We start from the raw sequence: 23,132 nt of genomic DNA, 5'->3' as shown, positions 1-23,132 counted from the left end.
GAACGTAGGCGGGGGCATTGGAACATCGGCTGAAAGGCGCGCAAGCAGAGGCGCGCGAGGCGCTGATAGAGGCGCTGCGATCGGCATTATCCGAACTGGACCTGAGCCAGGTAGCCGCCGCGCGCCTGCTCGAGACCGACCAGCCGACCTTGTCCCGATTGTTGTCCGGTCAGCGCACGAGCGTCAGTTTGGACCGGTTGATCCGCTGGTTGGGCCGGCTCGGCCGGACGGTCGACGTCAAGGTAAAGGTGGCCGCGCCAGCCGGCGTGCCGCCACGCGCGAGGCGTGCTCATGGCTGAGCGTGCGGCGCCTCTACACCCTCCGGTCTATCTGGATCACCATGCGAGCACACCCGTCGATCCCCGGGTGATCGAAGCGATGTGCGAAGCGATGCGCACGCTTCCTGCCAATCCCAACAGCGTCGAGCACGCGCTGGGCCGGCAGGCCGCGGCGGCCATCGACGTCGCGCGTATCGAGGTCGCTTCGCTTGTCGGCGGGGAGGCGCAGGATATCCATTTTACCGCGTCGGCGTCCGACGCAATCCGCAAGGCGCTGGAACTGGCGATCGCCCAGCGGGGGGAACTGCGGGTTGCAGCCATGCCGGTGGAACACCCCGCAATGATCCACGCACTGCGGGCGTTGGAGCGGCAGGGCTTGGCCACGGTGCATTGGTTGCAGGTCGATGCTTGCGCGCAGCTTTGTCGCGCGAGCCTGGACGCAGCGCTGGCTGAGGGTCTGGACCTTGTGTGCATGATGGCTGCGAACAACGAGGTGGGCACGGTCTATCCTGTAGAGGAGGTCCTGAATGCCTGTCTGGAAAACGGCGTCCTTACGCTGGTCGACGCGACGCAAGCTGCTGGGCGCATCGATCTCCATCCTGTCACGCCCTTGGCGGACTATCTGGTCCTGAGCGGCCATAAGATCTACGGTCCCAAGGGTATCGGCGTCCTGAACGCGCCTGGCTCAGGCGCCGCTGTCGCCGAGGTTTTTGCCCAGGCTGGCACGCCTAATGTTCCGGCGATCATAGGCCTTGGCGTCGCCTGCCGCATTGCCGGCGAGGAGCGGGTTGCGGAGTGCGCGCATGCCCAAAAGCTTCGGGACCGGCTGGAAGCGGGTCTGCGGGCCTCGCTGGACCAGCTCGTGGTAAACGGCGATCTCCAGCGCCGCCTTCCGCACAGCCTCCACGTGTCGATCCCGGGTGTCACCAACGACGCGATGCTCGCACGGGTGAGCCATCAGTTGGCCTTGTCGACAGGCGCAGCGTGCGCTTCGGGCGCCCAGGAGCCGTCCCATGTGCTGCGGTCGATGGGGCTTGGCGACGAGTTGGCGGATAGTGCCCTGCGGCTCTCGGTGGGCCGCTTCAATACCGAACAGGACGTCGATCGTGCCGTCCAGATTCTTGTCGGCGCGGCTCGCGCCATTCTCAGTGCGCGCCAGGAGCACCATCTATGCTGACCTCTGCCCGTCCCCATTATCGCTTTTCCGGGCATGAAAGCTTTGCCTGTCGCTATGCGTGGCTGCCCAAGGCCTACCGCGCACTGCGCAACGATCCGTTGATCTTCAGTGACGAACCGCGCGCCATGGTCGAGCTGGGGCTTGGCAAAAACATGGTGCGCTCGCTGCGTTTCTGGGTGGAAGTCGCGGGTTTGGCGGAAGCTGATGCCGAGCGCGGCCGCGGGCTCCGAACAACGGCGTTTGGCGATGCCTTGCTTGGCGAAGAGGGTGCCGATCGCTATCTGGAGGATCGCCGTACGCTCTGGTTGCTCCACTGGAAGCTGAGCTCGCGCGATGAGGGCGCGCTGTTCGCCTGGGACTTTCTATTCAGTCGTTGGCCCTATCCCGAGCTGACGCGCACGGAGGCGCTTGGCGCTTTCATGCGGGAATCCGAAAAGCTTGGCCACGACCATTCGCAGGTCACCTTGGGGCAGCACCTGGACGTTTTTCTCCATAGCTATCTGGGCGCGCGGTCCGGAAAGACGGCTCTTGAAGACTCGCTCGATGGCCCGCTGGTCGAGCTTGAACTTCTTCAACTTGTCGGTGAGCGCAAGGGCGAGGGAGGCCGCTTCGAGCCGGTCTACAGCTTCCGGCGGGAGCCCAAGGGCGAAATCACGGCCGCGTTGTTCGACTATTGCGTCATCGATTTCTGGCAGCGCAACCACCCGGGTGAGAATAGCCTGACACTGCGCGATATCGCGATGGCACCGGGCTCCCCTGGGCAGGTCTTCAAGCTGCCCGAAGATGACGTGCGCGCACGCCTGGAAAGCCGGGATCATGGTTATCCGGCCCCCTATACCTATCAGCCGTCGGCAGTTCAGGGTCTCCTGTTCCGCACGTCTGCGACGGTCTCACTTGAACAAGTCTATGCCCAGGAGCTGGCCGATGCCTAAGTCCCCCGTCGCGATCTCCAGCCTGTTTCATGTCCCTGGGCGCTTCGTGCGCTCGGTCCAGCTCGAGCGCGATTTTGCGGATCCCGCGGCGCTTGACGATTATATCGCGACCCCGGCAATCGCACAGGCGTTCGCGCGCATCACCGAGGGCCTGCGCCCGGCGTCGGGTCGCCGCGCCTGGCGCATCACTGGTGATTATGGCGTGGGCAAATCGTCCTTTGCACTGGTCGTCGCCCAGATGCTTGCCCGCCGAAACGACGAGAATGTCGCGCGTATCGGCCGAGGCCTGGGATGGGACGCGGCGGGCGACAATGTTCCCCGCTTTTGGTCAATCCTTCTAACCGGTAGCCGCGGCCCCATCGTGCCGAACCTGGCGCGTGCGATCAGCGATGCGGTGGAGGCGCGCCGACCCGCGCGCGGGAAAGTGCCACGCGCTCACAGTGCAATAATGACGGAGGCGGCAGCGGTAGCCCAGTCCGGGGACGCCGGCGCGCTCGAGGCCCTGGTTGCGAGTTTTCGAGCGCTGGCGGCTGAACAGGGCGAGGGTGTCCTTCTTGTTATCGACGAGCTCGGCAAGTTTCTCGAACATGTCGCACAGAATGACGGCAACCAGGATGTGTTCATCCTCCAGCGGCTCGCTGAAGCAGCATCGCGCAGCGGCAAGCAGCCTTTTGTGCTGGTGACCATGCTGCATCAGGGTTTCCATGCCTATGCGGAAAAACTGCCCATGGCCTCGCGCAATGAATGGGAGAAGGTCGCGGGCCGGTTCGAGGAAATCGTTTTCGATCAGCCGCTCGCCCATATGGCGGCGCTGGTGGCAGGTGCGCTTCGCGTCGAAACCGCTAAGCTCCCGGCCCCGCTCCGTTCGGCCGCCTCGGGCATCGCTTCGGCGACTGCCGACATGGGATGGCTGGCAGGGGGCACGGTGAGCGCCGCGGACCTGGATATCACCCGTCTCTATCCGTTGCATCCGACGATCCTGCCGGTGCTTGTGCGGTTTTTTGCCCGCTTCGGTCAGCACGAGCGGTCGCTGTTCGGCTTTCTCCTGTCGAATGAGCCGTTCGGTCTGCAGAGCTTTTCCGCCCAGTCTGTGGCGGCCGACTGCTGGTATCGGCTCGACGACCTCTATGATTACGTGCGGGCGTGCTTTGGCCATCGGCTTGCCGGTGCGAGCTACCGGTCGCACTGGCTCCGGATCGTTGAGACGATTGATTCAGTGGTCGATGCATCCGCACTGGAACTGCGTCTTCTCAAGGCGATTGCTCTGCTCAACCTGATCGATGCGGAGGATCTTCTGCCCACGGACAGGGCTCTTGCGGCTGCCTTTTCGCCTGCGTGCGAGGCCGAGGTGGGCAAGGCTCTGTCATCGCTGCAGGCCCAGGGCGCCATCTTCCGTCGAGGTATCGCCGGCGGTTATCGCCTCTGGCCGAATGCCAGCGTCAACCTGGAAGTTGCGCTCGAAACCGCAGTGCGCTCCGTCGGCGAGATCCGGTCTGTTGCTGGCGCCCTGATCCCGCATTTGTCGACTGACCCGATCATGGCTCGCCGACACTATCTCGAGACCGGCACTTTGCGCTATTTCGAGATCGGCTTCTGCGCTGCGGAAGATCTTGGCGAAGCTCTGTGCCGCGAACATAAGGCCGACGGCTTGCTGTTCGTTGCGCTGGCTGATGATCAGGCGGGTGCCGATCAGGCTGCGACCGTCGCATACTCGAAGGCGGCTGCCGAGCGGTCCGATATCGTCCTCTGTATACCGCCGCCGGTCGCGGGATTGGCCGGTGAGTTGCGCGATCTGTCGCTCTGGACCTGGGTGGCGCAAAATACCCCCGAGCTTGCGGAGGACACGTTTGCAGCCGCCGAAGTGGCGCGCCAGGTCGCCGCCGCGCGGCGTGCTCTGCTGACGCGTGCCGAGCAGCTGATCGGGATGCGCCATGCGAGCCTGGGTTCGCAGTGCATCTGGAAGGGTGCCGATGTCCCTGGCGCCAGTCGTCGTCGCGGCATGTCGTCGGCGTTGTCGGCTATCTGCGACGAACTGTTCGGCAAGGCCCCCCGGATCACCAACGAGCTTCTCAATCGTAATGCGCTCAGCACACCTGCCGCAGCGGCGCGTATGCGGCTCATCGAGCGGCTCTACCAGTCGGCAGAGGCGCCCGACCTGGGAATGGACCCGGACAAGGCGCCCCCGGAGAAGTCGATCTACCTCTCCGTTCTCAAGGCGGGCGGCATTCACGTCGCGACGGACGAGGGGTTTGGCGTGACGCTGCCTTCGTCGGATGATCCGCTCCAGCTGGCGCCAGCCCTGGAAGAACTGCGCACGCGTATCGAAGCTGGACAGGGCGACCGTGTTGGCGTGGTCGACCTTTTCCAGCATCTGCGTCGGCCGCCCTACGGCGTCCGCGATGGCGTCGCACCGCTCCTGCTGGCGATCTTGCTGCGGACCAATGCGCATGAGCTCGCCGTCTACGAGCATGGTACGTTCCTGCACAGATTTGGCCCATCGGATTTCCAGCGGCTGATAAAAGGCCCGCACTATTTCGAAATCCAGCACTGCCGTGTCTCTGGTGTTCGCCTGGAGGTGTTCGACGCGCTGGTCTCGACTTTCGCCAAGGATGTGCAGGGCAAATCGGTCGATCTGCTCGACGTCGTGCGGCCGCTTTGCCAGTTCGCCGCACAGTTGCCGCCTTACAGTCAGAAATCAACTGGCCTCAGTCCTGCAGCGCTGGGTGTTCGCGACGCGCTCCTGACCGCGCGGGAGCCGATCACCCTTCTCTTCCGCGATTTGCCGGTCGCCTGTGGTTTTGCCGCATTCGAGGAGGGGTTGGGAGGCGACACCGTGCGCGCCTTCGCGTCGCGCCTTCAGGATGCGATCGACGAGCTGCGCCAGACCTATGACGCGTTGTTGCAGCGGATCATGGACCGGATTGCAGCGGCGCTCGACCAGACCGAGGGCTTTGATCGTGTGACGCTGGCGTCGCGAGCCTCCCGCGTATCCCTGGTGGCGCGTGAGCCGCGCCTGCGTACTTTCGCCCTGCGCCTGCGAGACCCGGGGCTTTCGGATACCGCTTGGGCCGAGGCGCTTGCGAGCTATGTCGTGGCGAAGCCGCCTTCGAAGTGGCTCGCGGCGGACGAGGCGCGTTTTGCTGAAGAGGCTGGGACTCTTGCCGAGCATTTCCGCAAGACCGAAGCGGCAGCGTTCGCCCACGCCGACATGGCGCCACAAGCCGATGCGGTGCGCGTGAACCTGACCCGGGGCGACGGTGAGGATCTGGTGTGCATCGTCGAGCCGGGCGAAGATGAGGATCTTCGCCAGCAGGCAGAGCTGCTCAGCGGTCGCCTCCCCAAGGATGCCCAGCTGCGCCGCCGCCTGCTGGCTGATCTCATGTGGCGGGAATTGCAGGCTGAAGCCGGAGAAGCGAAGGTCAGCAAACCGACAGGCGCGACCCGGCGAGGTGCCGCATGACAGCGCGCGGCGACGAGGGGGGCGAGCCCGTCCGCCATATCCTGAGTCTTTCTGGCGGCAAAGACAGCGCGGCGCTCGCCATTTACCTGCGCGATCGCGTGCCGGAGATGGAGTATATTTTCCACGATTCCGACAAGGAGTTGCGGGAAACATATGATTATCTGGGCAGGCTCGAAGCCATCCTGGGCAAACCGATCATTCGAACCTCGCCGGTCGACACATTCGACCACTGGCTGGCCGTGTTCGGCGGGATGCTGCCGTCCAATCATCGGCGCTGGTGCACGAAGATGCTGAAGCTCAAGCCGTTCGAAAACTATGTCGGCGACAGCCCGGTCATAAATTATGTCGGTCTGCGGGCCGATGAGAAGCGGGTCGGTTACATCAGCACCAAGGCCAATATCACGGCGGTCTATCCGTTCATCGAGGACGGCCTCGTGCGCAAGGACATCATGCAGATCCTCGAGGATTCAGGTCTTGGCCTGCCTCCCTACATGGAATGGGGACGTTCGCGCTCTGGCTGTTATTTCTGCTTCTACCAGCAGAAAATCGAATGGGTACGCCTCTATGAGATGCATCCCGATCTCTATGCGCTGGCTCAGGGCTACGAGGAAAAGGCCGTGGAATATGGTGAGCAGTTCTACTGGTGTCAGAACGAGACGCTGGCCGATCTCGCCAAGCCGGAGCGACGTGCGCAGATCAAGCGCAATTGGGAGATTTCCGAGGCGCGCAAGAAGGCCAAGCGCAAGAATGTGGCGCTTGTCGAGACGTTGGGCGGGTTGGAGCCGGAGGACGATCCAGGTTTGCGGGATGGCTGCCTGATCTGTTCCCTCTGAGGACCGGATGTTTGGCGCTTGCGTAAGGCTTCAGCGCGGTGTCCGTTCCGGATTCCGCGACGGCGCGGGATCGTGCGCTTCCTCGACGGCAGCTACGTCCTGCTCGGGCGCACGAACGATCTCCAGCGCTACATTGACGATCTCGTCGCCGGCGATCTGCAACTGAACGATCGGCGTAGCTTCGGATTCTAGACGTTGGAGTCCGTTGTCGGTGATCTTGACCAGGAATCTATCCACATCGTTGAGGACGATCAGCTTTATCGATTGGTCGCCATCAAGGGCGAGTTGCTGAACTGTCCCCTCATAGGCAATGGAAGAGCCTTCGTGGCTCGTTCCGGTCAACACATAGGCGACGACGAAGGAATCACCTCGTTTGACTGCCTGGACGGCCGGAGCCAGCCATCCAAACGCGACGGGATCGAGCCGATCGGTCACCCATTTTTGCCGCGACAGCCAGTAGGCCAGTGAGCCCGTGCCGATTCCGACCATCAACATCGAGAAAAGCCATATTTCGAAAGCGGCATCGGGCGCCGTCCCTGCACCTTCAACGCCTTTCACCAGAGCGCGATAGATGTTGGGATCGAAGGAGATGGAGAGGCACAGCCCGGTTCGGCACCACAGGCTCTGCAAAGTATAAGCAGTGGTGCCTAGAAGATGACCCAGAAGCGTGCCGATGACGACGATGAACAGGGTCAGTGTTGAGTTTGGAACGTCAGGCGAGGGACTGAGGAAGTCGGTTCGCTCCCCGAAGCGCCAGCCGGCCCAGAAACATAGACCCGGGAATATCAGCAGTAGGACGAGAAAGAGCGTATAGCTGAAGGCCAAGGATCAGGCCCCGGCGGGCTGCAGGCTTTCCTGGCTCGTTTTCTCATCGCCGGCAGCGCCAGGCTCGATGATGTAGATGCCATTTTCGACGCGCGCTGCCTTGCGCACGGCCTGCCAGGTGCCAAACTGGCCCTTCACGCGGCGCGCGAGCTTCATCGACTTGGCAGTGTTCAGGCGCATGTTGTGTCTCCGATTCCAATGTAGCGCGTGGAACGGAAACGTCCAATCCCTATCTCGGTGCCGCGGAAGAACCAAGCCTGCGCGAGAGCTGGCGGAGAGCCAGGGCTGTCATCGAACGTCGTCGTGTGCGATGTCAGCGGCCATGCCAATGGCCGGTTTGTCCCACCGCGTCGCCAGATGCTCAACCACTGCCTCGATGAACTCGGGCGAGGAGAACGGCACCTGCGCGTAGATGAGGTCCTGTTCTCCTTCGAGTTTTGCGATGAGATGGCCGCGCCCCAGCAACCGTTCCGCCCCTTTCTCGCCCAGCGCGATTTCGGAGGTGCCTTCGGAATCGACGCGCAGGATAAGACGGTTGCCAAGCTGGGAGCGCAATTGCATCGGCATGACATTCGCCTCGGGCCTTTGCGCCGCGAAGATGAGGTGAATGCCTGCCGCGCGGGCTTTGACGCCCAGGCGGCCGACTGTCGAGGTCACTGCAGCCTTATATTCATCAGTGAGCATCCAGTCCGCGAACTCGTCGTGGATGACCCAGTAGACCGGCAGCCGCTCATCGTCACTGACCTTGGCGTTATATGCCGCAACACCATTGGCCCGCTGTTCCCGGAACAAGCGATAGCGGCGTTCCATTTCGGCGACCAGAGCTTCAAGGCGCTCGATCGCCCCTTCCTGGGTATCGACGACGCCGCCATCCAGGTGAGGAAGGGCATCAAAGGCAAAATAGTCGACGCCCTGCTTGGGATCGATCAGGATGATACGGGCCTGCTGGGGCGTGTTGGTCGCGGCAAGACCCAGCAGAATAGACTGCATAAGAACCGATTTGCCTGATCCGGTGCTGCCGGCGATCAACGTATGGGGCGCGTGGAGATTGCCGGGGGAGAAGGTGAGGAGCGAGTTGTCCTCCTCCTTGATGCCGATGACAATGTCCTGGTTCGTTCCTTCCTGGACTTGCGGTGCCCAGCGATCCCAAACCTGTTCGATCGTCACCAGACGCCGCTTAGGACGGGCTACGGCCACCGCGACAACGCCAGGCTCTGGGCGAACGGAAATGACGTTCAGACCGAAGGTAGTCAGGAGCTCCGACCGCTTCTTGTTGACCTGATCGACGGTAAGATTTGCGCTCCCGGCAAATCGCAGGATCGCCGAGTTGGGCGTAAGCGTCTGGCCGACAGACTTTGCCTGGAGAGAAAGCTGCTGCAACGCGCTGCGGGTCGCTGCAGCAACCGAGACGAGCCACGCATCGTCCTCCTCCTCCAGCCTGAGTGTGGCACGAACGATCTGCTCGATGCCTTCCGCTTGGGCGGCACCTGAGCCGGGAGGATCCGCCTGGACGAGCGTTGGAGCGGGGTTGGCTTCCGGGTCCGGCGTGCCGGGCTCGTCCGGGACGACCGTTGGCGGGACTACCACGATCGGGGCCAAGACGGGGACGATGCCGACGGACGAGCCGGCGTCGACGCGGATCGGAGTGGGGTCTTCGTCCGCAGCGAAAGCCATGAGGAGCCGCTTGAGATCGGCACGGCCAAACACTTCTTGCTCGCAACCGTCGACCCCGGTGATGGGCGCTACATCGGTGGGACTGGCACCGTCACCGGCTGTCGGCACGAATACGTGGCTGTATCCGCGCACCTGAACGTCACAAGCACCCTCGCGAATGGCGCGCCGCCACGATCCGAGATCGACCGGGCTGGCCGCCGGAATCTGGATACCGTCCAGCACCAGATCAGCCAGACGGGAGCGCCAGGCTTCACGGTCCAGCCGTTCACCCTCGCCCAGTAATGCTTCGCGGATGCGCTTGACGGTGTCTCGCACCTGTCGGGCCGACTCCTTGCGCTTCGTCCCCAGAATGCCCGCGCTGACATATTTGGCTTCCGTCACGAGGATGGTGAGTTCGAGGCGGCCGTCTGCCTTCTCGCGCGGCGCGAGAGCAAGGATATCAGCCTGCGTTTCCTCGCGGGCGCCGAGCCAGGCCGCATAGTCATCCAGGAAATACCAGCCCACTTGCCGCTGGGTCCCCAGTTCGCGGTTCGCCAAGTACCGGCTTAGAACGACGCCGATGAGCTCGCTGGCGGCCTCTCCACGCTTGGCTGCGCGCAACACGATATCGCCCGAGACGTCATTAGCGGCATCGATCAGCTTGTCCGCCAGGGCGCGTAGCGCGTCTTCACCGATGCCAAGATTGAGGTCGGCAAGCCGTGATCGGACCATGGCTCGCAGCAAACCCAGCGGCGCTTGGGAGGAGATGACGACGTTGCGGCCCTGGGTTGCAGACTGCTTGTAGCGAATGACGCGGACATTCTGGTTGCGCAGCTGCCTCCTGTCCAGGAGTTCGTCATAATTGACTACCCATGCGCCCAGGTCGTGGGTCTCGGAGAAGATACGGGCGGTTTGCGGGTCATGAAAATCGAGTTGGCGCGTAGGGAGAAGTCGCCGGCCCCCATCTTCCAGAAAATCACCCTTAAGGAAGGTGGTGGCAGCGGAGAGGAAGGACCAGCCTTCGAGGCTTTGAACCGGGCAGCACAGATAGACGGCGGATTTGAGGTCATCTGCCGAGGCCGGTCGCCGCCGCGACCAGCGCGCGGGCAGCAGCGTCTCCAAATCCGCCGGCCGCGCGTTTTCCGCATGCCATTCGAGAGCCGCGTGCCGGGATATCACGTCCTGACTGAAAACGATGTCATAGGGGCGGCCATCCCGGGGATCGGGCGGCGGTGCTTCGTCGGCGATGACGCTGATACGCAGTCGAGCCATGAAATCCTGCGTGGCCTCCGAAGCCGAGTACGCATCGGCATCCTCGTCATCCATGAGGATCGAGCGGTAGAGTTCGCGCAGCCGCGCCGGATCGACGTGGCGGAGCAGAACCTGACACCGCACATCTTCCGCGTCATCGTTGATGCCGCCCATGCCCTGGACAACCTGCTGGGGCAGGCGCGCAGAGTCGCAGTTGAAGAGGACAACCGACATGTTGGCCCGTTCATGGGGGTGCAGCGCGAGATAGCGCCGGACCAGGTCCAAAACCGCCTGCGCGCCCTCAGCGGGATCGTCATTGACATCGGCCGAAGCGTCACCGCGCCACACGGGTGTCTCGTGCAGTGAGTAATCCGCCCGGGCATCGACGAGCGACAGGAGCTCTGCCTTGCGCTCGGTCCAGGACACGACGACTTCCGGGTAGAGGGGGTGTGCCAGGTCCGCGGCCAGATCGCGGAAATAGAGTCTGGTGTCGCCTTCCTGGACGCGGCCGGATAGCGCCATCCTTACCACGGATGCCACGAGTTGTGCCTTGCGCCACATGGCTGCCAGCCGCAGCGGGTGCCAGGGCGCCACGATGGCTGCGGGATCGCCGTCATCGACGGCCACGGTCCCGAGTTCCATCAGCGGCCGAAGCAAGGCTTCGCGGTTTCGGTCGCCCGGCGCCAGACGAATCAGAGCGTCCAGCAGCTGGGCATAGTCGGCCGCCTGCCCGCGATTGGCGGGGGCGCCCGGCCCATCCGTGCGGAACCGTGCTATCGCTGCGGCGTAAATGGCTTCGAAGCTCCGGAAACGTTCCTCGATCGTCGCTATATGGGCAGCGCTCACCAGACCGGCTCGGGCTTGCTCGGCCAGCCGCTCGGGCCAGAAGCGGGCAAGGTCGCGTTCCTTCCGGTAGGCGGGCAGCAGAGAGCCACGATCTCTATCATAAGCAGGCACCAGGGTGCGCACGTCGGCCAGATCGATTGCGCCGGCGCGTCGCCCTGCGATGGCTGGTTCACGTGCGGTTCGCCCAGCGGTGAAGGGGTGTGCTTCCAGGCGGGACCAGTCATCGACGAATTGAGACGATATGGCTTTGGGATCGTAACGCCAGATAAGCTGGGTCGACGTAGTTTGGACCGAACCGGTCGCAGTTTCGGTTTCGAAGTCCAAATGGAACCGAAGCTGATAGGCGGCTTTTGCCGTCGAGCGGTTGGGAAGGCCCTTGACCTTGTCACGGCGCCAGCTTTCGACGAGTTCGGGAAAGCTGAGCAAATGCCCGAGTTCCAGCTCAACCTGGGGTCCAAGCAGCCGCTGCAGGCCGGCGTAGCGCAGCGCGAAATACTCGCCCGCATCGACGTTCAGTCCGCGCAGGTCGCGCTTAGTAGCCTTGTCGCAGCGAATTCGGAGTTTTCGGTTCGCGCCAGGCTGCAACGCGAAACTTTCCATGGCAGCGGCAATGCCTGCCAGGAAATCGAGTGTCTCTCGCGCCTTGCCATAGATGAGCTTGTCCCAAGCCGATCTGAGCTTGCGATCGCCGCCAAGTTCCTCGCGATGCGCTTCGTAGAAGTCGATATCGTCTTCGTCGGGTTCTCCAGGATTTCGGATAGCGAGGAGGCGCAGATATTCTTCGTCTTCACTCGAGAGCAGCCCCGGCTCGCCTTCTGCATAGTATCGCAGCGTTTCGGCGCCCAGGTTGAACTTCTCGCGGACCAGCCCCTCGAAAAGGGGTTTTATCTGCTCCCAATCACATTCAGCCAAGGCCGCGGCCGCCTCGTTCCATCCCGGGTGCGCGCCAATGAATCTCTCGACGGCAGCGTGGTGGTCCTCCGGGATGACATCGCGGGATTTTGCAAATGCGGCACGAAGCTCATCTTCGTTGAGAAGGAGCTGAGAGGGCGTCTCCTTCAGCAGATAGCCGCGCCGTCGCCGAAAAAGGTTGGAGAATTCGCGCTGCCACGCCGAAGTGTGGCGCCGTGAGCGTTCCTTGATACCGGCGAAGGCCTTGGGATCGTTTGGAAGCCGCAGGGCGGGCAAAGCTGCGCCAAGCGCATCGATCAAGGGATGGCCTTCGATTTCCACGGCGTGACGAACGCGCAGGGCGTAGGCGGCGAAGCGATCGAGAGAGGTGGCCCGCAACTGCGCCAGGCCGTTAAGCGCGCGTTCGAAAATGATGCGGGCTTCTTCATCGAGCCCCAGCCCCTCGTCGATCGCTTCGACCCAGGCCGCCAACCGCTCCAGCAATTCCGCACCGCCAAGGCGGCTCAGATCCTGGAGCGACTGCCCCTCGCCATCTTCGCCGACGCTGGTGACAAGGTAGGCCAGACGGTCGCACTCGGCGTCCCGGAAGACCGTCGCGGGATGCACAGTCAGAATGTCGTCTGGCAGGTTCTCCGCCGCGAAGATGTCGAGGGGCAAGCGGATAGCGACGCGCTCCGCCAGCCAGGTATCGGCCAGAACAGCGCGGGCGACCGCAGCCGTCTGCTCCAGGCCCAGGCCATCGATGACGTAGCGAGCGGTGCCGCCATCCTCGCTACCGGCCAGTTCGCGACGAAGGTAGCTCGCTGCGACACGACCTATGAGTTCGCGGGGCGTCACCTTGCGCTCCTAGTCATGGGGTTTTCGACATAGGCGCAGGCATCCGAAAGGCGGCGCAGCATGCCCAGGGTCCGCAGTCGTCGTTCAAGCCGGGCAGAGTTGGCGGCAAAAGCTTTTTCGTCATAATCATCAGGATCGAGCGCAATTCGTGCCTCTCGTTCGCCGATCACGAGGCCATAGCGCTCGTAGAGCCGCGCCAGGAGCCCGCGATAATCCATCCGCGAACCCACATTGGCCAGAATAAGCGCCTTGAGGAGAGCGTCAGTGGGCGCATAGCGCAGTCTCGTCGTGCCGCGCCGCGACACAAGACCCGCGCCCAGGCCGTAGGAACGGTGGACATTGGCGACATGATTGCGGTGGCGGGCGACGGCGGCCCGGCGAAATTCACCAAGGAGCTGCTCAGGATCGTGAGGACCTTCATAATCCTGCGCGCTCGGCCAGCGGACGCGATCGACCAGGATGCGGCGGCAATCGGTATAAGGCGCCTCGCCAGCCTGCGCGGCTTGCCAATCGGGCTCCTCTGCTATCGCGGCGACGAACCGTTCGACCGCGCGCTCGGGCAGGGCGTTGTTGCGCTGGTAGCTTGTCACCGAAAGCTCGCGCACCAGTGTCTTGCGCGGCGCGACGATCTCGCAAATGAAGCTGGGCGCCGGGCGCTCGGTGATTTGGGCGCTGACAACGAGCTGATAGCGCAACAGGTGTAGCGCGCCCAAAAGGGCCAAATGAGGGTAGGCGTCGAACCGTGGCAGTCCCAGTTCGAGCACAGCGAGCCAATCCCGCCCGAGTTCATCGAAACAGTCGTGGGTCCGGTAAGGCAGAAATGCGTTGCCCCTGGTTTGTCGATCTTCCTCATAGTCGGGTTCCACGAGCGCGAGCAGCCGATCGCAGGGGTCCCCTCCAAAGGCCTTGGACAAGTGCGGGCGCAGGGCGGCGGCAGACGAAGAGCGGCAGAGCATCTGGTAGATGAGTTCGCCGGGCAGTCCGAAGTTGATATATTCGCGCGAAGCGGTGCCGGTCGAAAGATTGAGGTCCTCATAGAGGGCATGCCGACCGAAGGGAAAGACGAAACGGGAACTCCAGCGCTTGTTGCTACCGCTCTCGATCGTCGAAGAGCGCAGCATGCCGACCAGGTTCGCAAAATCGCGGAAGGAGGTGAAGCGGCGGCGAAGATAGCCAAAGTCACGGACAGGAACGCCCTGCGCGCGCTCGTTCATCGTGGCGATCCACTCGTCCCAAGCGGATGCATCGTTGCCCCCGCGTGCGGCGAGGCGAGTCAGGGACTCACTGTTGTAGAGAATGTTGCGTAGGTAGAGGCGGCGGGCGGGTTTGAACCGCAACGGATAAGGCTGTCCTCCGTCGTCGAGCAGCCGCCCCTCCCGTTCGCAAGCTTCTGCGACGCCCAGAAACTCCAAAAAGATCAGCCAGGGGGTCGTCGAGTCCCAGAGCCTGTGGCCCCAGATCTGTTCGTCCACCCACATGTCGTTGCGCGGATGGTCATGGACCGGCGGGGAAGGCAGGATATCAAGCATCCATGACCTCGATCACTTCGTCTTTTGGCTCGCCAGCCTCGTTCAGGGTCAGAAGCTTGAACACGAGGTCTCCATGATCGTCTGCCGGACGTACTCGCTCGAGCGCCGCCAGTATCGCGCTCTTGAAGGCAAGAATGTCTTCATGGCACTCCCGCGAGAAGCTTCCGGGAAGAGCGCCAGCAGCGACACGCATGAGGAACTCATAGCGGACCAAATCCAACGAAAGGCTGCACTGCAGGGCGTGGTCGAGCTGGACCACCAGCACCGGCTGGTCGTTCTCGAGCGCGACGTCGATGCGTTCGTGACGCTTGGGAGAGACGGATAACCGCTCCTCGAGCAACTGGCTGACGCCAGATCCGGAATAAGAGAGATTGGTTGCCAGCAGCAGCTCCCGTTCGGTCGTGACCAGCATCCCGGTGAACACGCGATTGAGCCCATTGACCAGACGCGCGACGATCCGCCTGGGAACGCGCCCGCTCGCCCGCAGCGGCGCCACAAGGTGTTCGAGATATTCGCCCGCGCGCGAGAAAACGCTTAGGTCCCATGGGCTGAGGTCTTCGATCAGCTCTTCGGGGATGCGAAAGAACATGGCGCGCCGCTGCGCCGCCATGGTCGCTAGAAAAGGATGCGGGCCGTCGGCATCACTGTCGGGGCTTTCCAGATAGGCGGCGCGCGCGGTTCGCAGCTCCGCCAGACGGCGGGATGAAGCATCCTGTTCGACCAGAATGTCAAAGTAGCGGCGCAGCGCCTCGTCTTCCGAACCGAAGAGCAGGATATTGTCGATCCGGTTCGTCGTTTCGTTGCCGATCCCGAAACGGGAAAGGAACTCCATGATCTCAAGGCCGTCGCGGCGAGCCTGGGTAAGATTTTCGCCGAAGACGTTGTCGAAGATATCAGAGCGGTGCGCCGTTCCGGTCGCGATCAGGTGTGCGACGTCGCCAGGCGTCATGAGGCGGTCCTTCACGCCCGGATGACCAAGCAGAATATTGGCGACCAGCAGCAACATGCGCCGGATGGGAACATGGAGGCCGCTGTGATCGAGCAGCTCGAACAGTTCGCGCAGCCGGCGTTGGAACAGCGGTTGGCTGAGGGTTTCGTAATTTCGGCGGATAGGACAATCAGGACCAAAGAAGCCCGCTTCGGACGCCTCGTCGTAGCTGGCCTTCCACCCTTCGTGGCCCAGAACGGCCCCCAGGACTAGGTCAAGAATTTGCGCGCCCGGCACCGTGCTCAGATTGTGGAAGGCGACCCCGTCGGAGAGCTGGTCGCGTTCCCCAACAAGGAGATTTTCCAGGAGCGCATGGGCGCGCCGGACATCGGGGTGGTCGAGCCGCCGCCAAGTTTCCATCAGTTGCCCGTCGTTGGCGGCAATGATAAAGACATGGTCAGGATCCGCGGCCACAATCGATTGGCTGATCGCGACAAGAAGTGCTTCACGGTCAACATAAGGTCCGAACGAGCCGCCGCGCAGCTTGGTCAGGTCCCGAACCACCCCGACGGTTCGCTCTCGACCGGCGATAATGGCCGAACTTTCATAGAAGACTTGATCTGCTGCCCAGACCTGCTCATCCCCGCCAATGGCAGTCCAGGCGTGGGCGCAGAGCCGGCTCTTGCCATCGCCCGCCGTGCCGGTGAGGACGATGCAGCGGGCTCTTTCTGTCTCCGACGATAGCTGATGTAGTAATTTGGCCTCTACGGGATGCGGGAAGGCGATCGGGCGCACGCCCAACCGTCGTGCCGACCGCTGGATATGTTCGTCATACATATTCTCATTCTTCGGTGCGGGCCCATAGAGCCGCAAAAACCGAAGCCAGCGTTCTCCAAGACCCGACATCAATCCCCCATCTGCGCACTTCGTTTGATCGCAATCACCTAGGCTTGTCGAGAGAAATGCTCCTTATGATGCGGTTATTTGGGCAATTGTTTGAGTTTCCGCCCCAATGAAGGCGCATGTGAACAACAAAGTGGGGGCGCTCCTAAGATTAGCGGCCCTCAAGTCGAGAAAATGCGGCGCGGCACGCTGCAGTGTCAGGCGGGCAGCGGCTCGCGGCTTACCGTCGCGATGGTGAGCAGGCGTTCATGACCATCCCGGTCGGGCCAGAGGATCGACTGTCCGGCACGCAGGCCGATGAGCCCGGCACCGACCGGGGTAAGGATGGATATACGTCCTTCGGCGATGTCGGCGTCCTTGGGATAGACGAGCTGGTAGCGATGTTCCTTGCCACTCGCTGCGTCCGTGAACTGGACGACGCTGTGCATCGTGACAATATCGGCGGGAATTCGATCAGCCTTGTGGATGGTGGCGCGTCCCAGTTCTTCCAGCAGCAACTGGCTGACCTGAGGCAGGCGGGTGGCGGCGCTGGTGGCGAGATCGGCCAGGATATCGGCTTCGCTGTCGATCATATGGATGGGCGGCCGGCGGGCCGCTTTGGTCTTGGTCATGGCTATAGCTTTCCGGAATAGAGACAAGGCGCACCAATCCTGGCGGTGCGTCACATTGCAATGATCGAGCCCCGGGCTCGGGGCAGGATGCGCCGGAACCCGGGGCTAAATGCCCGCGAGAAGCTGTCCCCCGTGGTGGCGGAACCGGAAGTGATGACGCAGCATCTGCATCGGGCGATGATGTCGCCCTTGCGTGGCCAAGTCAAACCCCATGCCAGCCTTCCGCCGAGATGTCGCTCGCCGGCCTTGCGCGTAGCACGGCGCATGGGCAACGTGTGCGGAGGGGGAAAGTCGATCGCAACCGTCAGCCCAGACCGCAGCCCAGCTGCCTTGTCCGAGCGCGCCAGTCCATTGGCGGCCTTGCCCCCGCGCGCCCATATCGAGCGCATCGCAAGTCGGAAGATCAAGGGCTTCTGCGGCACAATCGACGAGGACGGTGTTTATTACGATCCTGTCCACAAGCAGAACCAGAGCCTGTCCCAGCACATCATCGCAGACTATCACGGCCGCTTCCTGATCGAACTTATCCAGAACGGGCACGACGCGCATGATAAGGCGCGACGGGATGGAGAGATCGCTGTCCTGCTCGCGGGTGATGAAGGCGACAGCGGCACGCTCTATGTCGCCAATCGGGGGCAACCTTTTGCGTCCAGGAATGTCGACGCGCTCTGCGAAATGGGTTTGTCGAGCAAGCCGCCGGGCGAGGCGGTCGGCAACAAGGGCCTCGGCTTTCGCAGTGTCCGGCACGTCAGCGATATTCCGCAAATCTATTCGCGCCTGGCTGAGGACAGTCCGGGCGATCTCTTCGACGGCTATCGCTTCACCTTCGCCCGCGGCAGCGAACTTGATCCGCTGCTTCCCGACGAGGCCACGCGAGCACTCGCGCGCACCGACCTTCCAGCCTTTTACATCCCTCGCTGGCTGGACCAGACGCCGGATACGGTGAAGGAATTCGCGCGCAAGGGATTCTCGAGCGTGATCCGATTGCCGCTGCGCAACCAGGCTGCCCTCGATGTGGTTCGCGCCGAGATATTGAGCCTGGCCAAGGCCGAAGCGCCGATGCTGCTGTTCCTGCGCCGAATTGCGACGCTGCGCGCAGAAATCCAGGGTGACCGGATCAAGGAGGATGCGCTCGATCTGAAACTCACCCGGAGCGAGACGCCGCTCGATGACGCTCAAGGTCCAGCTTTGGTCGATTTGGGCGAAAATGGCTCCTTCTGGGTCGCGCGCGCGGAAATCCCCGAGGGCGACATGCAGGCCGCGGTTGCAGAGGGCCTTGAAAGTGGCGCACTGCCAGAGAGCTGGAACGGGTGGAAAGGCAGCGGCGAAGTGGCCGTCGCCGTCCCGATCGGCGAGACGATGCCGGACTTTCATCCTCGTCTTTACACCTTCCTGCCGATGGGTCGCGGCGCCACGTCTCCCTTCCGCGGCCATTTGCACGGCAGCTTTTTTCCAAGTTCGAACCGGACGAGCCTCGACCCTGCCGTGCGGGTCAATGCCCTGGTGCTCGATCATGCGGTAAAGCTAGCGTCTGCGACGGCGGCCTGGCTGCAGCGACGTGGCTCCGCGCAAATGGAGGCGAAGGTCCCGGTTCTCACCGCTGTGCGGGCAGCTGTCGACCTCTTGCTCTGGAATACGCCAACGAGCCTGCTGCAGGGCGAGAGTGATGGCGAGGGCGAGGAGGCGATTGACCTCGGCACCGCGATGACCGCTGCGATTGTTCGGCAGTGGGGGGCATCCTCGCTGGCGGAGGCGGACTTCGTTCCATGCCTGGCCGAATGGGCCGGGGATGCGCTCGCCCGGCCTCCCTTCGGGCCGGTTGCCTTCATCAGTCCGGCAGGTTCGCGCCGAGTGCAGGCCGCCGACACGTCCTTCTCGCTCGACGTGATCGCGCGGCACGGGCAATCCGCGGGCCTCGCCCCCTTCTGGCCGGGACTTGGCGAGCAGCGGAGCGAGAAGTTGGCGCTGTTTCTGCGCGGCCATGCCGGCGGCCATTTCAAGGATCGCCTGACTGCCTCGGAGCGGGCCATCATCGTCGAGGGGCTGGCCAAGGCGATCGCGAGGCCGCGCAGGCCCGATTGGGCGCGCTGGACCGCCTTTTATCGCGACCTGTCCGACTTCATGGGGAGCGATGCCTCGGCCCTGGCGGGCAAGACGATTCTGATTTGCCAGGATGGCTCGCTGCGCGCGACCCGGTCGCAAGCGCGACCCGAGCCGTCGTCGGGGGAGACGCACAAGCGCCGCACGCGCCGTGCGCCGCGCGAAGCTTCGGTGTTCGTGCCGCCACGGCGCGGCGACGCCGAGGACAGCATCGGCGAGGATTTCTATCCCCCGGCCCCGCTACGCGAATTCTTCGCCTTCCTGCACGACAGACTGCCCTGGTATGGGGAGCTCGCCGCCGCTCGTCAGTTCCTAGAGAAGGATCTGGCGACGGCATTCGAAAGCGAGGCGCTGCTCACCCGCATTTCGCAGATTCTCGAGCGGGACGAGACGAAGAAGGTCAGGGCAGCGGGACTGCGCTGGGCCTTCGCCATCTGGCGCCGCTCGGTAGCGATCAAGCGCGCCGTTACGCTGTCTCCCGCTTATCGCCTCTTCGTGCCGACGATCGATGGCGAATTCATCCGCGCGTCGGAGGCGGTCTTCTCCTCGGCCTGGCCAGACCGCACCTTGGGCTACGATCTGCAGCAATTTCTCGAGCTCGCGCCTGCCGGCTCCGCCGATCTAGCCGAGGTGCGCGCCCGGCGGCTGGCCGCGCCGTCCGCCGCCGTGTTTGGAACGCGGTTCGTGGACGACTGGACGGATTTTCTAATCGGGATTGGAGTGCAGCGAGGCCTCGAGCCGCGGACGAAGGAGCTTCAGCATTATGTCAGCGCCGGACGGGTGACGAGCTTCGATTTCCTCAAGGACCTCGGGTTCCCTGACAGTTTCGGATCACTGTTGAAAAAGGACATCGCGACCCGGCCGGGAGTTTCGCTCGGGCTGCCTACATCGACCGATTATGATGTCGGGGCGGTGTGGTGGATGCCAGGGCAAGCAGATGTCGACGCCTTCAGCGACGAGGCGCTCGACGCCTATGCCAAGCTCGTTCTTGCCTGGATCGGGCGTGCTGCGCACCGGCATCTCTGGATGCCGGTCAAACATCGATACAATCATCGCTCGGACAATCGCGATTGGCCCACACCGCTAGCGGCTTTTCTGCGATCCGCCGCATGGCTGCCCTGCGAAGAGCCGGGCGCCGACGGGCTGAAGCGGTCGCGGCAGGAAGGCGCCAAGGTCTGGCTTCCGCGCGGAAGTGATCGCTTCCCGCCGTTCCTTCGCCGCTTGTCTTATAAGCTCGCCCGGGCGCTGGACCGAACGCCCGACGCGGTCGCCGATACCCTGCGTAAGCATGCCGGGCTCAAGACCTTCAATGCGCCCGACACGTTGCTCGAACAGGCAGGCTTTTTGGCCGAACAATTTGCCCAAGGCTGCGTCCGGCGGTTTCACGAGCGCGAGCTCGTCAACATCTATGCACGCTGCTGGGCCCGGCTTGCCGAGAAATATGGGGCGGAAGATGCGACCGTGCCGCCGGGCAAGCCACCCGCGACGCTGTTGGTGCGCAGGCGAGGCCAGCTCGGCTTTGCCACAGTGGCGGCCGGTGCCGCCGAAACGATCTATGTTCGGGACAGCACGGATCTGATCGCGACGAGCCTTGTCGAGGTGCTTGGCGATCCGCTGCTCGACGTCCGCGGGGCCGAGCCGGAGCGCCTGGGCGTGCTCCTTCACAAGCTGTACGGCCACGGTGTGCGGCGAACCTCGCAGCTCGCTTACGCGATCGAGGTCGATGGATCGCCTCTCGAAGAGCTTGGCCTGGGCCCCAAGTTGGTAAGCTGCTGTCCCTGGCTGCGCTTGATGCTCGCCGTGGCGCTCGAGGCCCTCGACAGTGTCGATCTCAATCGCTTGCCGGCGGACCGTGCCGCCATTCTGCAAATGCTCGATCGGCTCGAGCTTCATCAGACCGCCGCGCTTCGCTTCCTGCTGAACGGCCAGGACGTAACACCGCCCACTGCGCGCGGAGCCTACCAGTTCGAGCGGGCCGAGGGCGAGCCACTGCTTGTGGTCATGGGAACCGGCCCGCTCGACTGGGCCAAGATCGAAGCGGCGTTGCCGGCGATCGGTGAAGCTATCGGGCATTCGGCGGTTGTTCCGCACATGAAGCTGCTGGCTCGCCAGCTGCTGCTCGACGATGTGGCGGTCGATGAGCAGCCTTCAGGTCAAGAGGACCTGCTGCGTCTGTGCCGCGCGCTGGAACTCACCGAACAGGCGGGCGAAGCCGCGCGTGACGCGCTTGGCGAAAGACTGGACCAGTCGGCGCCCTGGCTTCGCGCAGTGATCTTCCACCATGGCGGGGAGAACGCGTTCGAGACCTGGATGCAAGGCGAGGCCGCCGCGCTGGAGGATGCGGGCGCAGCGGCCGAGCAGTTGCGATCCCTGTTGCCTGCGGTGAGCAGCGTGGACGAAATCGTGGCGGCGGCCCGGGCTTCGCTTTCGGCAGGGGAGCTGCGCGAACGGCTGGGCCTGGAGTTCGAGAGCTTCAATGCCAGCCTGGTTGCGACGGGAAGCGCGCCGGACGTCGACCCGGAGGGCCAGCAGCAGCAGCTCGACTTCTATATCGCGGACAATCGCATCCTGATCGTCGACGCGCTTCGCAATCTGACAGCGCCGACGCTGCTCGCGTTCACGCCCGATCCGCGCTACAAGGCGGCCGTCGAAGCCTTGGGCGCCCTCAAGCCCGATCCCGATTGGCTTCTGCGATATGAGCGGATACCCGAGCCGCTCCTGGCCGGTCATGTGGCGGCATGGTTGGCGGCGACAGGCGCGCCGGCACTCGGGGAGAATCCGGAAGGGCTAGGCGATCTCGCGGCCGTTCGCACCGGCAACGCCACTATCTTGCGTCAGGTCGCTCGTACAGCGCCGCCGCTCGTGCGCGCCTGGGGCGTGCAGCATTCAGTTTCGGTGGGTGATCTGTGGCGCGACGTCGGGCAAGTGGAGACGGAACTTCGCCGCCGGCTCGACGATGCAGGCGCGTTCGACTGCCGCCTGTGGGATGAAGCCGAGCTCCTGATATGGCTGGAGAAGCTCGGCGCCTGGCCCTCCGGCATGAAGCACAGCCTTGATCGGGCCGTGCTCGGCGTTCCTGAAACCGACATTGAAGCGGCGGCGCAAAAGGCGAGGGAGGAGCGGGAGAGACGCAGTCGCGAAGCGCGATCGGTGCGGCTCAATGGGACGCTGCGCGATCCGCTCGAGGTGGACTGGCTCAGTCTTTCCGCCGAGCTGGCCGGCAGCCTGTCAAAGAAGCTTCTGAACCGGCCGATCGGCAGCTTTGCACAGCTGGCCGCCGGGGGAGGCGGACGCGGCTGGCGCCGGGGATCGGGATCCGGCGGCGGGGGCGGTGGCGGCGCCTATAGCGGAATACCGCAAGAGAAGAAGGATATGATTGGCCGGCTGGGCGAGCTTACGGTCTATCACTGGCTGAAGGCTCGGCAACCTGGTCAGGATATCGACCGATGCTGGGTGTCGGGTAATTCCGGGCCTTTCGTCGGCAAGGAAGGACGGGACAATCTTGGCTATGATTTCCGGATCAGCTTCAACAAGCAAGTCTGGTATATCGAGGTGAAGGCGAGCACCGAAGATCCTTGCCAGTTTGAGATGGGAGAGACCGAGGTACGGTGGGCGCGAGACATTGCCCGCTCTCGAGCGGCTGACCGCTATGTGATCGCCTATGTGGCCAATGTGGGCCAAACCGGCGCCACGACCATCGATATCCTCCCCAATCCGCTCGGCCCTGAGGCTGACGGCGTGGTGAACATCGCGGGCGATAGCATTCGCTATACGTTCGACCGCCGACGCTAGGACGGCAAGTGGGTTAAGGGTTCTGAACAGATAGGGTAGGATCGACGGGGATCGAGCCTCTTCAGACCCCCTTCCGAATCTCGATCTGCGGGCCGCGAGGGCGACCTTGCGGCCGGCCTTCGCATCTTATGGATCTGCGCCGCCTGTTCGTCGTCGGGCATGGCGGGCTTGTTTTTGCGTGATCAGGCCCCATATATTGCCTGCTACAGTCGCAAATAGACGGTCTTTCGGTGCTTTGCGGCTCTGCTCTTCCTTCTTTCCCTGC

At 63.4% G+C, this 23,132-nt stretch carries 12 protein-coding genes; 6 read left to right on the top strand and 6 right to left on the bottom strand.

Annotated features, from left to right (window positions below; translation table 11 throughout):
• The first annotated feature begins 17 nt into the window (after positions 1-17).
• From ACFFF7_RS09320 to ACFFF7_RS09300, 5 genes are read left to right on the top strand one after another with little or no spacing between them, the layout of a single operon-like run.
• Positions 18-299 (top strand): XRE family transcriptional regulator, encoded by a 282-nt coding sequence (locus ACFFF7_RS09320; RefSeq protein ID WP_011950586.1) that lies wholly within the window; start codon positions 18-20, stop codon positions 297-299.
• Complete coding sequence (locus ACFFF7_RS09315) at positions 292-1,455, top strand: cysteine desulfurase family protein (protein WP_011950587.1); 1,164 nt, start codon at positions 292-294, stop codon at positions 1,453-1,455. The genes ACFFF7_RS09320 and ACFFF7_RS09315 overlap by 8 nt, the downstream gene beginning before the upstream one ends.
• Positions 1,449-2,387, top strand: a complete 939-nt coding sequence (locus tag ACFFF7_RS09310; RefSeq protein WP_379481086.1) for a DUF4007 family protein — start codon at positions 1,449-1,451, stop codon at positions 2,385-2,387. The genes ACFFF7_RS09315 and ACFFF7_RS09310 overlap by 7 nt, the downstream gene beginning before the upstream one ends.
• Positions 2,380-5,847 (top strand): DUF6079 family protein, encoded by a 3,468-nt coding sequence (locus tag ACFFF7_RS09305; protein ID WP_379481085.1) that lies wholly within the window; start codon positions 2,380-2,382, stop codon positions 5,845-5,847. The genes ACFFF7_RS09310 and ACFFF7_RS09305 overlap by 8 nt, the downstream gene beginning before the upstream one ends.
• Complete coding sequence (locus tag ACFFF7_RS09300) at positions 5,844-6,680, top strand: phosphoadenosine phosphosulfate reductase domain-containing protein (RefSeq protein ID WP_011950590.1); 837 nt, start codon at positions 5,844-5,846, stop codon at positions 6,678-6,680. Before ACFFF7_RS09305 ends, ACFFF7_RS09300 begins: the two co-directional genes overlap by 4 nt.
• 30 nt (positions 6,681-6,710) lie before the next feature.
• Here ACFFF7_RS09300 and ACFFF7_RS09295 read toward each other — a convergent pair whose 3' ends face one another.
• The 6 genes from ACFFF7_RS09295 to rnk form a co-directional block, all read right to left on the bottom strand.
• Positions 6,711-7,505, bottom strand: coding sequence for a hypothetical protein (locus tag ACFFF7_RS09295; RefSeq protein WP_379481084.1), 795 nt, complete (start codon positions 7,503-7,505; stop codon positions 6,711-6,713).
• 3 nt (positions 7,506-7,508) lie between these two features.
• Complete coding sequence (locus ACFFF7_RS09290; protein ID WP_158305179.1) at positions 7,509-7,685, bottom strand: hypothetical protein; 177 nt, start codon at positions 7,683-7,685, stop codon at positions 7,509-7,511.
• 108 nt (positions 7,686-7,793) lie between these two features.
• Entirely contained in the window at positions 7,794-13,004 is a 5,211-nt protein-coding gene (locus ACFFF7_RS09285) for an FtsK/SpoIIIE domain-containing protein (protein WP_379481083.1), read from the bottom strand.
• On the bottom strand, positions 13,001-14,533 hold the full coding sequence (locus ACFFF7_RS09280) for a methylation-associated defense system protein MAD7 family protein (protein ID WP_379481082.1): 1,533 nt from the start codon (positions 14,531-14,533) through the stop codon (positions 13,001-13,003). The genes ACFFF7_RS09285 and ACFFF7_RS09280 overlap by 4 nt, the downstream gene beginning before the upstream one ends.
• Complete coding sequence (locus ACFFF7_RS09275) at positions 14,526-16,298, bottom strand: hypothetical protein (protein WP_379481081.1); 1,773 nt, start codon at positions 16,296-16,298, stop codon at positions 14,526-14,528. Before ACFFF7_RS09275 ends, ACFFF7_RS09280 begins: the two co-directional genes overlap by 8 nt.
• Positions 16,299-16,561: 263 nt before the next feature.
• Positions 16,562-16,975, bottom strand: coding sequence for a nucleoside diphosphate kinase regulator (gene rnk / locus ACFFF7_RS09270; RefSeq protein WP_379481080.1), 414 nt, complete (start codon positions 16,973-16,975; stop codon positions 16,562-16,564).
• 87 nt (positions 16,976-17,062) lie between these two features.
• Here rnk and ACFFF7_RS09265 point away from each other — a divergent pair, with 87 nt between their 5' ends.
• Positions 17,063-22,867 carry a sacsin N-terminal ATP-binding-like domain-containing protein gene (locus ACFFF7_RS09265; protein WP_379481079.1) on the top strand — a complete coding sequence of 1,935 codons (5,805 nt, stop codon included), beginning with the start codon at positions 17,063-17,065 and terminating at the stop codon, positions 22,865-22,867.
• Positions 22,868-23,132 lie beyond the last annotated feature (265 nt).

The organism is Novosphingobium aquiterrae (assembly GCF_042434435.1).
Classification (GTDB): Bacteria; Pseudomonadota; Alphaproteobacteria; order Sphingomonadales; family Sphingomonadaceae; genus Novosphingobium; species Novosphingobium aquiterrae.
The sequence above is the reverse complement of the archived record's forward strand: the minus strand, read 5'-3'. Positions and strand labels throughout refer to the sequence as shown.

What these genes read in the sequence shown, in the direction of transcription:
- ACFFF7_RS09315 (WP_011950587.1), top strand. Translation starts at nt 292, where the DNA reads ATGGCTGAGCGTGCGGCGCCTCTACACCCTCCGGTCTATCTGGATCAC.
- ACFFF7_RS09310 (WP_379481086.1), top strand. Translation starts at nt 1,449, where the DNA reads ATGCTGACCTCTGCCCGTCCCCATTATCGCTTTTCCGGGCATGAAAGC.
- ACFFF7_RS09305 (WP_379481085.1), top strand. Translation starts at nt 2,380, where the DNA reads ATGCCTAAGTCCCCCGTCGCGATCTCCAGCCTGTTTCATGTCCCTGGG.
- ACFFF7_RS09300 (WP_011950590.1), top strand. Translation starts at nt 5,844, where the DNA reads ATGACAGCGCGCGGCGACGAGGGGGGCGAGCCCGTCCGCCATATCCTG.
- ACFFF7_RS09290 (WP_158305179.1), bottom strand. Translation starts at nt 7,685, where the DNA reads ATGCGCCTGAACACTGCCAAGTCGATGAAGCTCGCGCGCCGCGTGAAG.
- ACFFF7_RS09280 (WP_379481082.1), bottom strand. Translation starts at nt 14,533, where the DNA reads ATGCTTGATATCCTGCCTTCCCCGCCGGTCCATGACCATCCGCGCAAC.
- ACFFF7_RS09275 (WP_379481081.1), bottom strand. Translation starts at nt 16,298, where the DNA reads ATGTATGACGAACATATCCAGCGGTCGGCACGACGGTTGGGCGTGCGC.
- rnk (WP_379481080.1), bottom strand. Translation starts at nt 16,975, where the DNA reads ATGACCAAGACCAAAGCGGCCCGCCGGCCGCCCATCCATATGATCGAC.
- ACFFF7_RS09265 (WP_379481079.1), top strand. Translation starts at nt 17,063, where the DNA reads ATGCGCCGGAACCCGGGGCTAAATGCCCGCGAGAAGCTGTCCCCCGTG.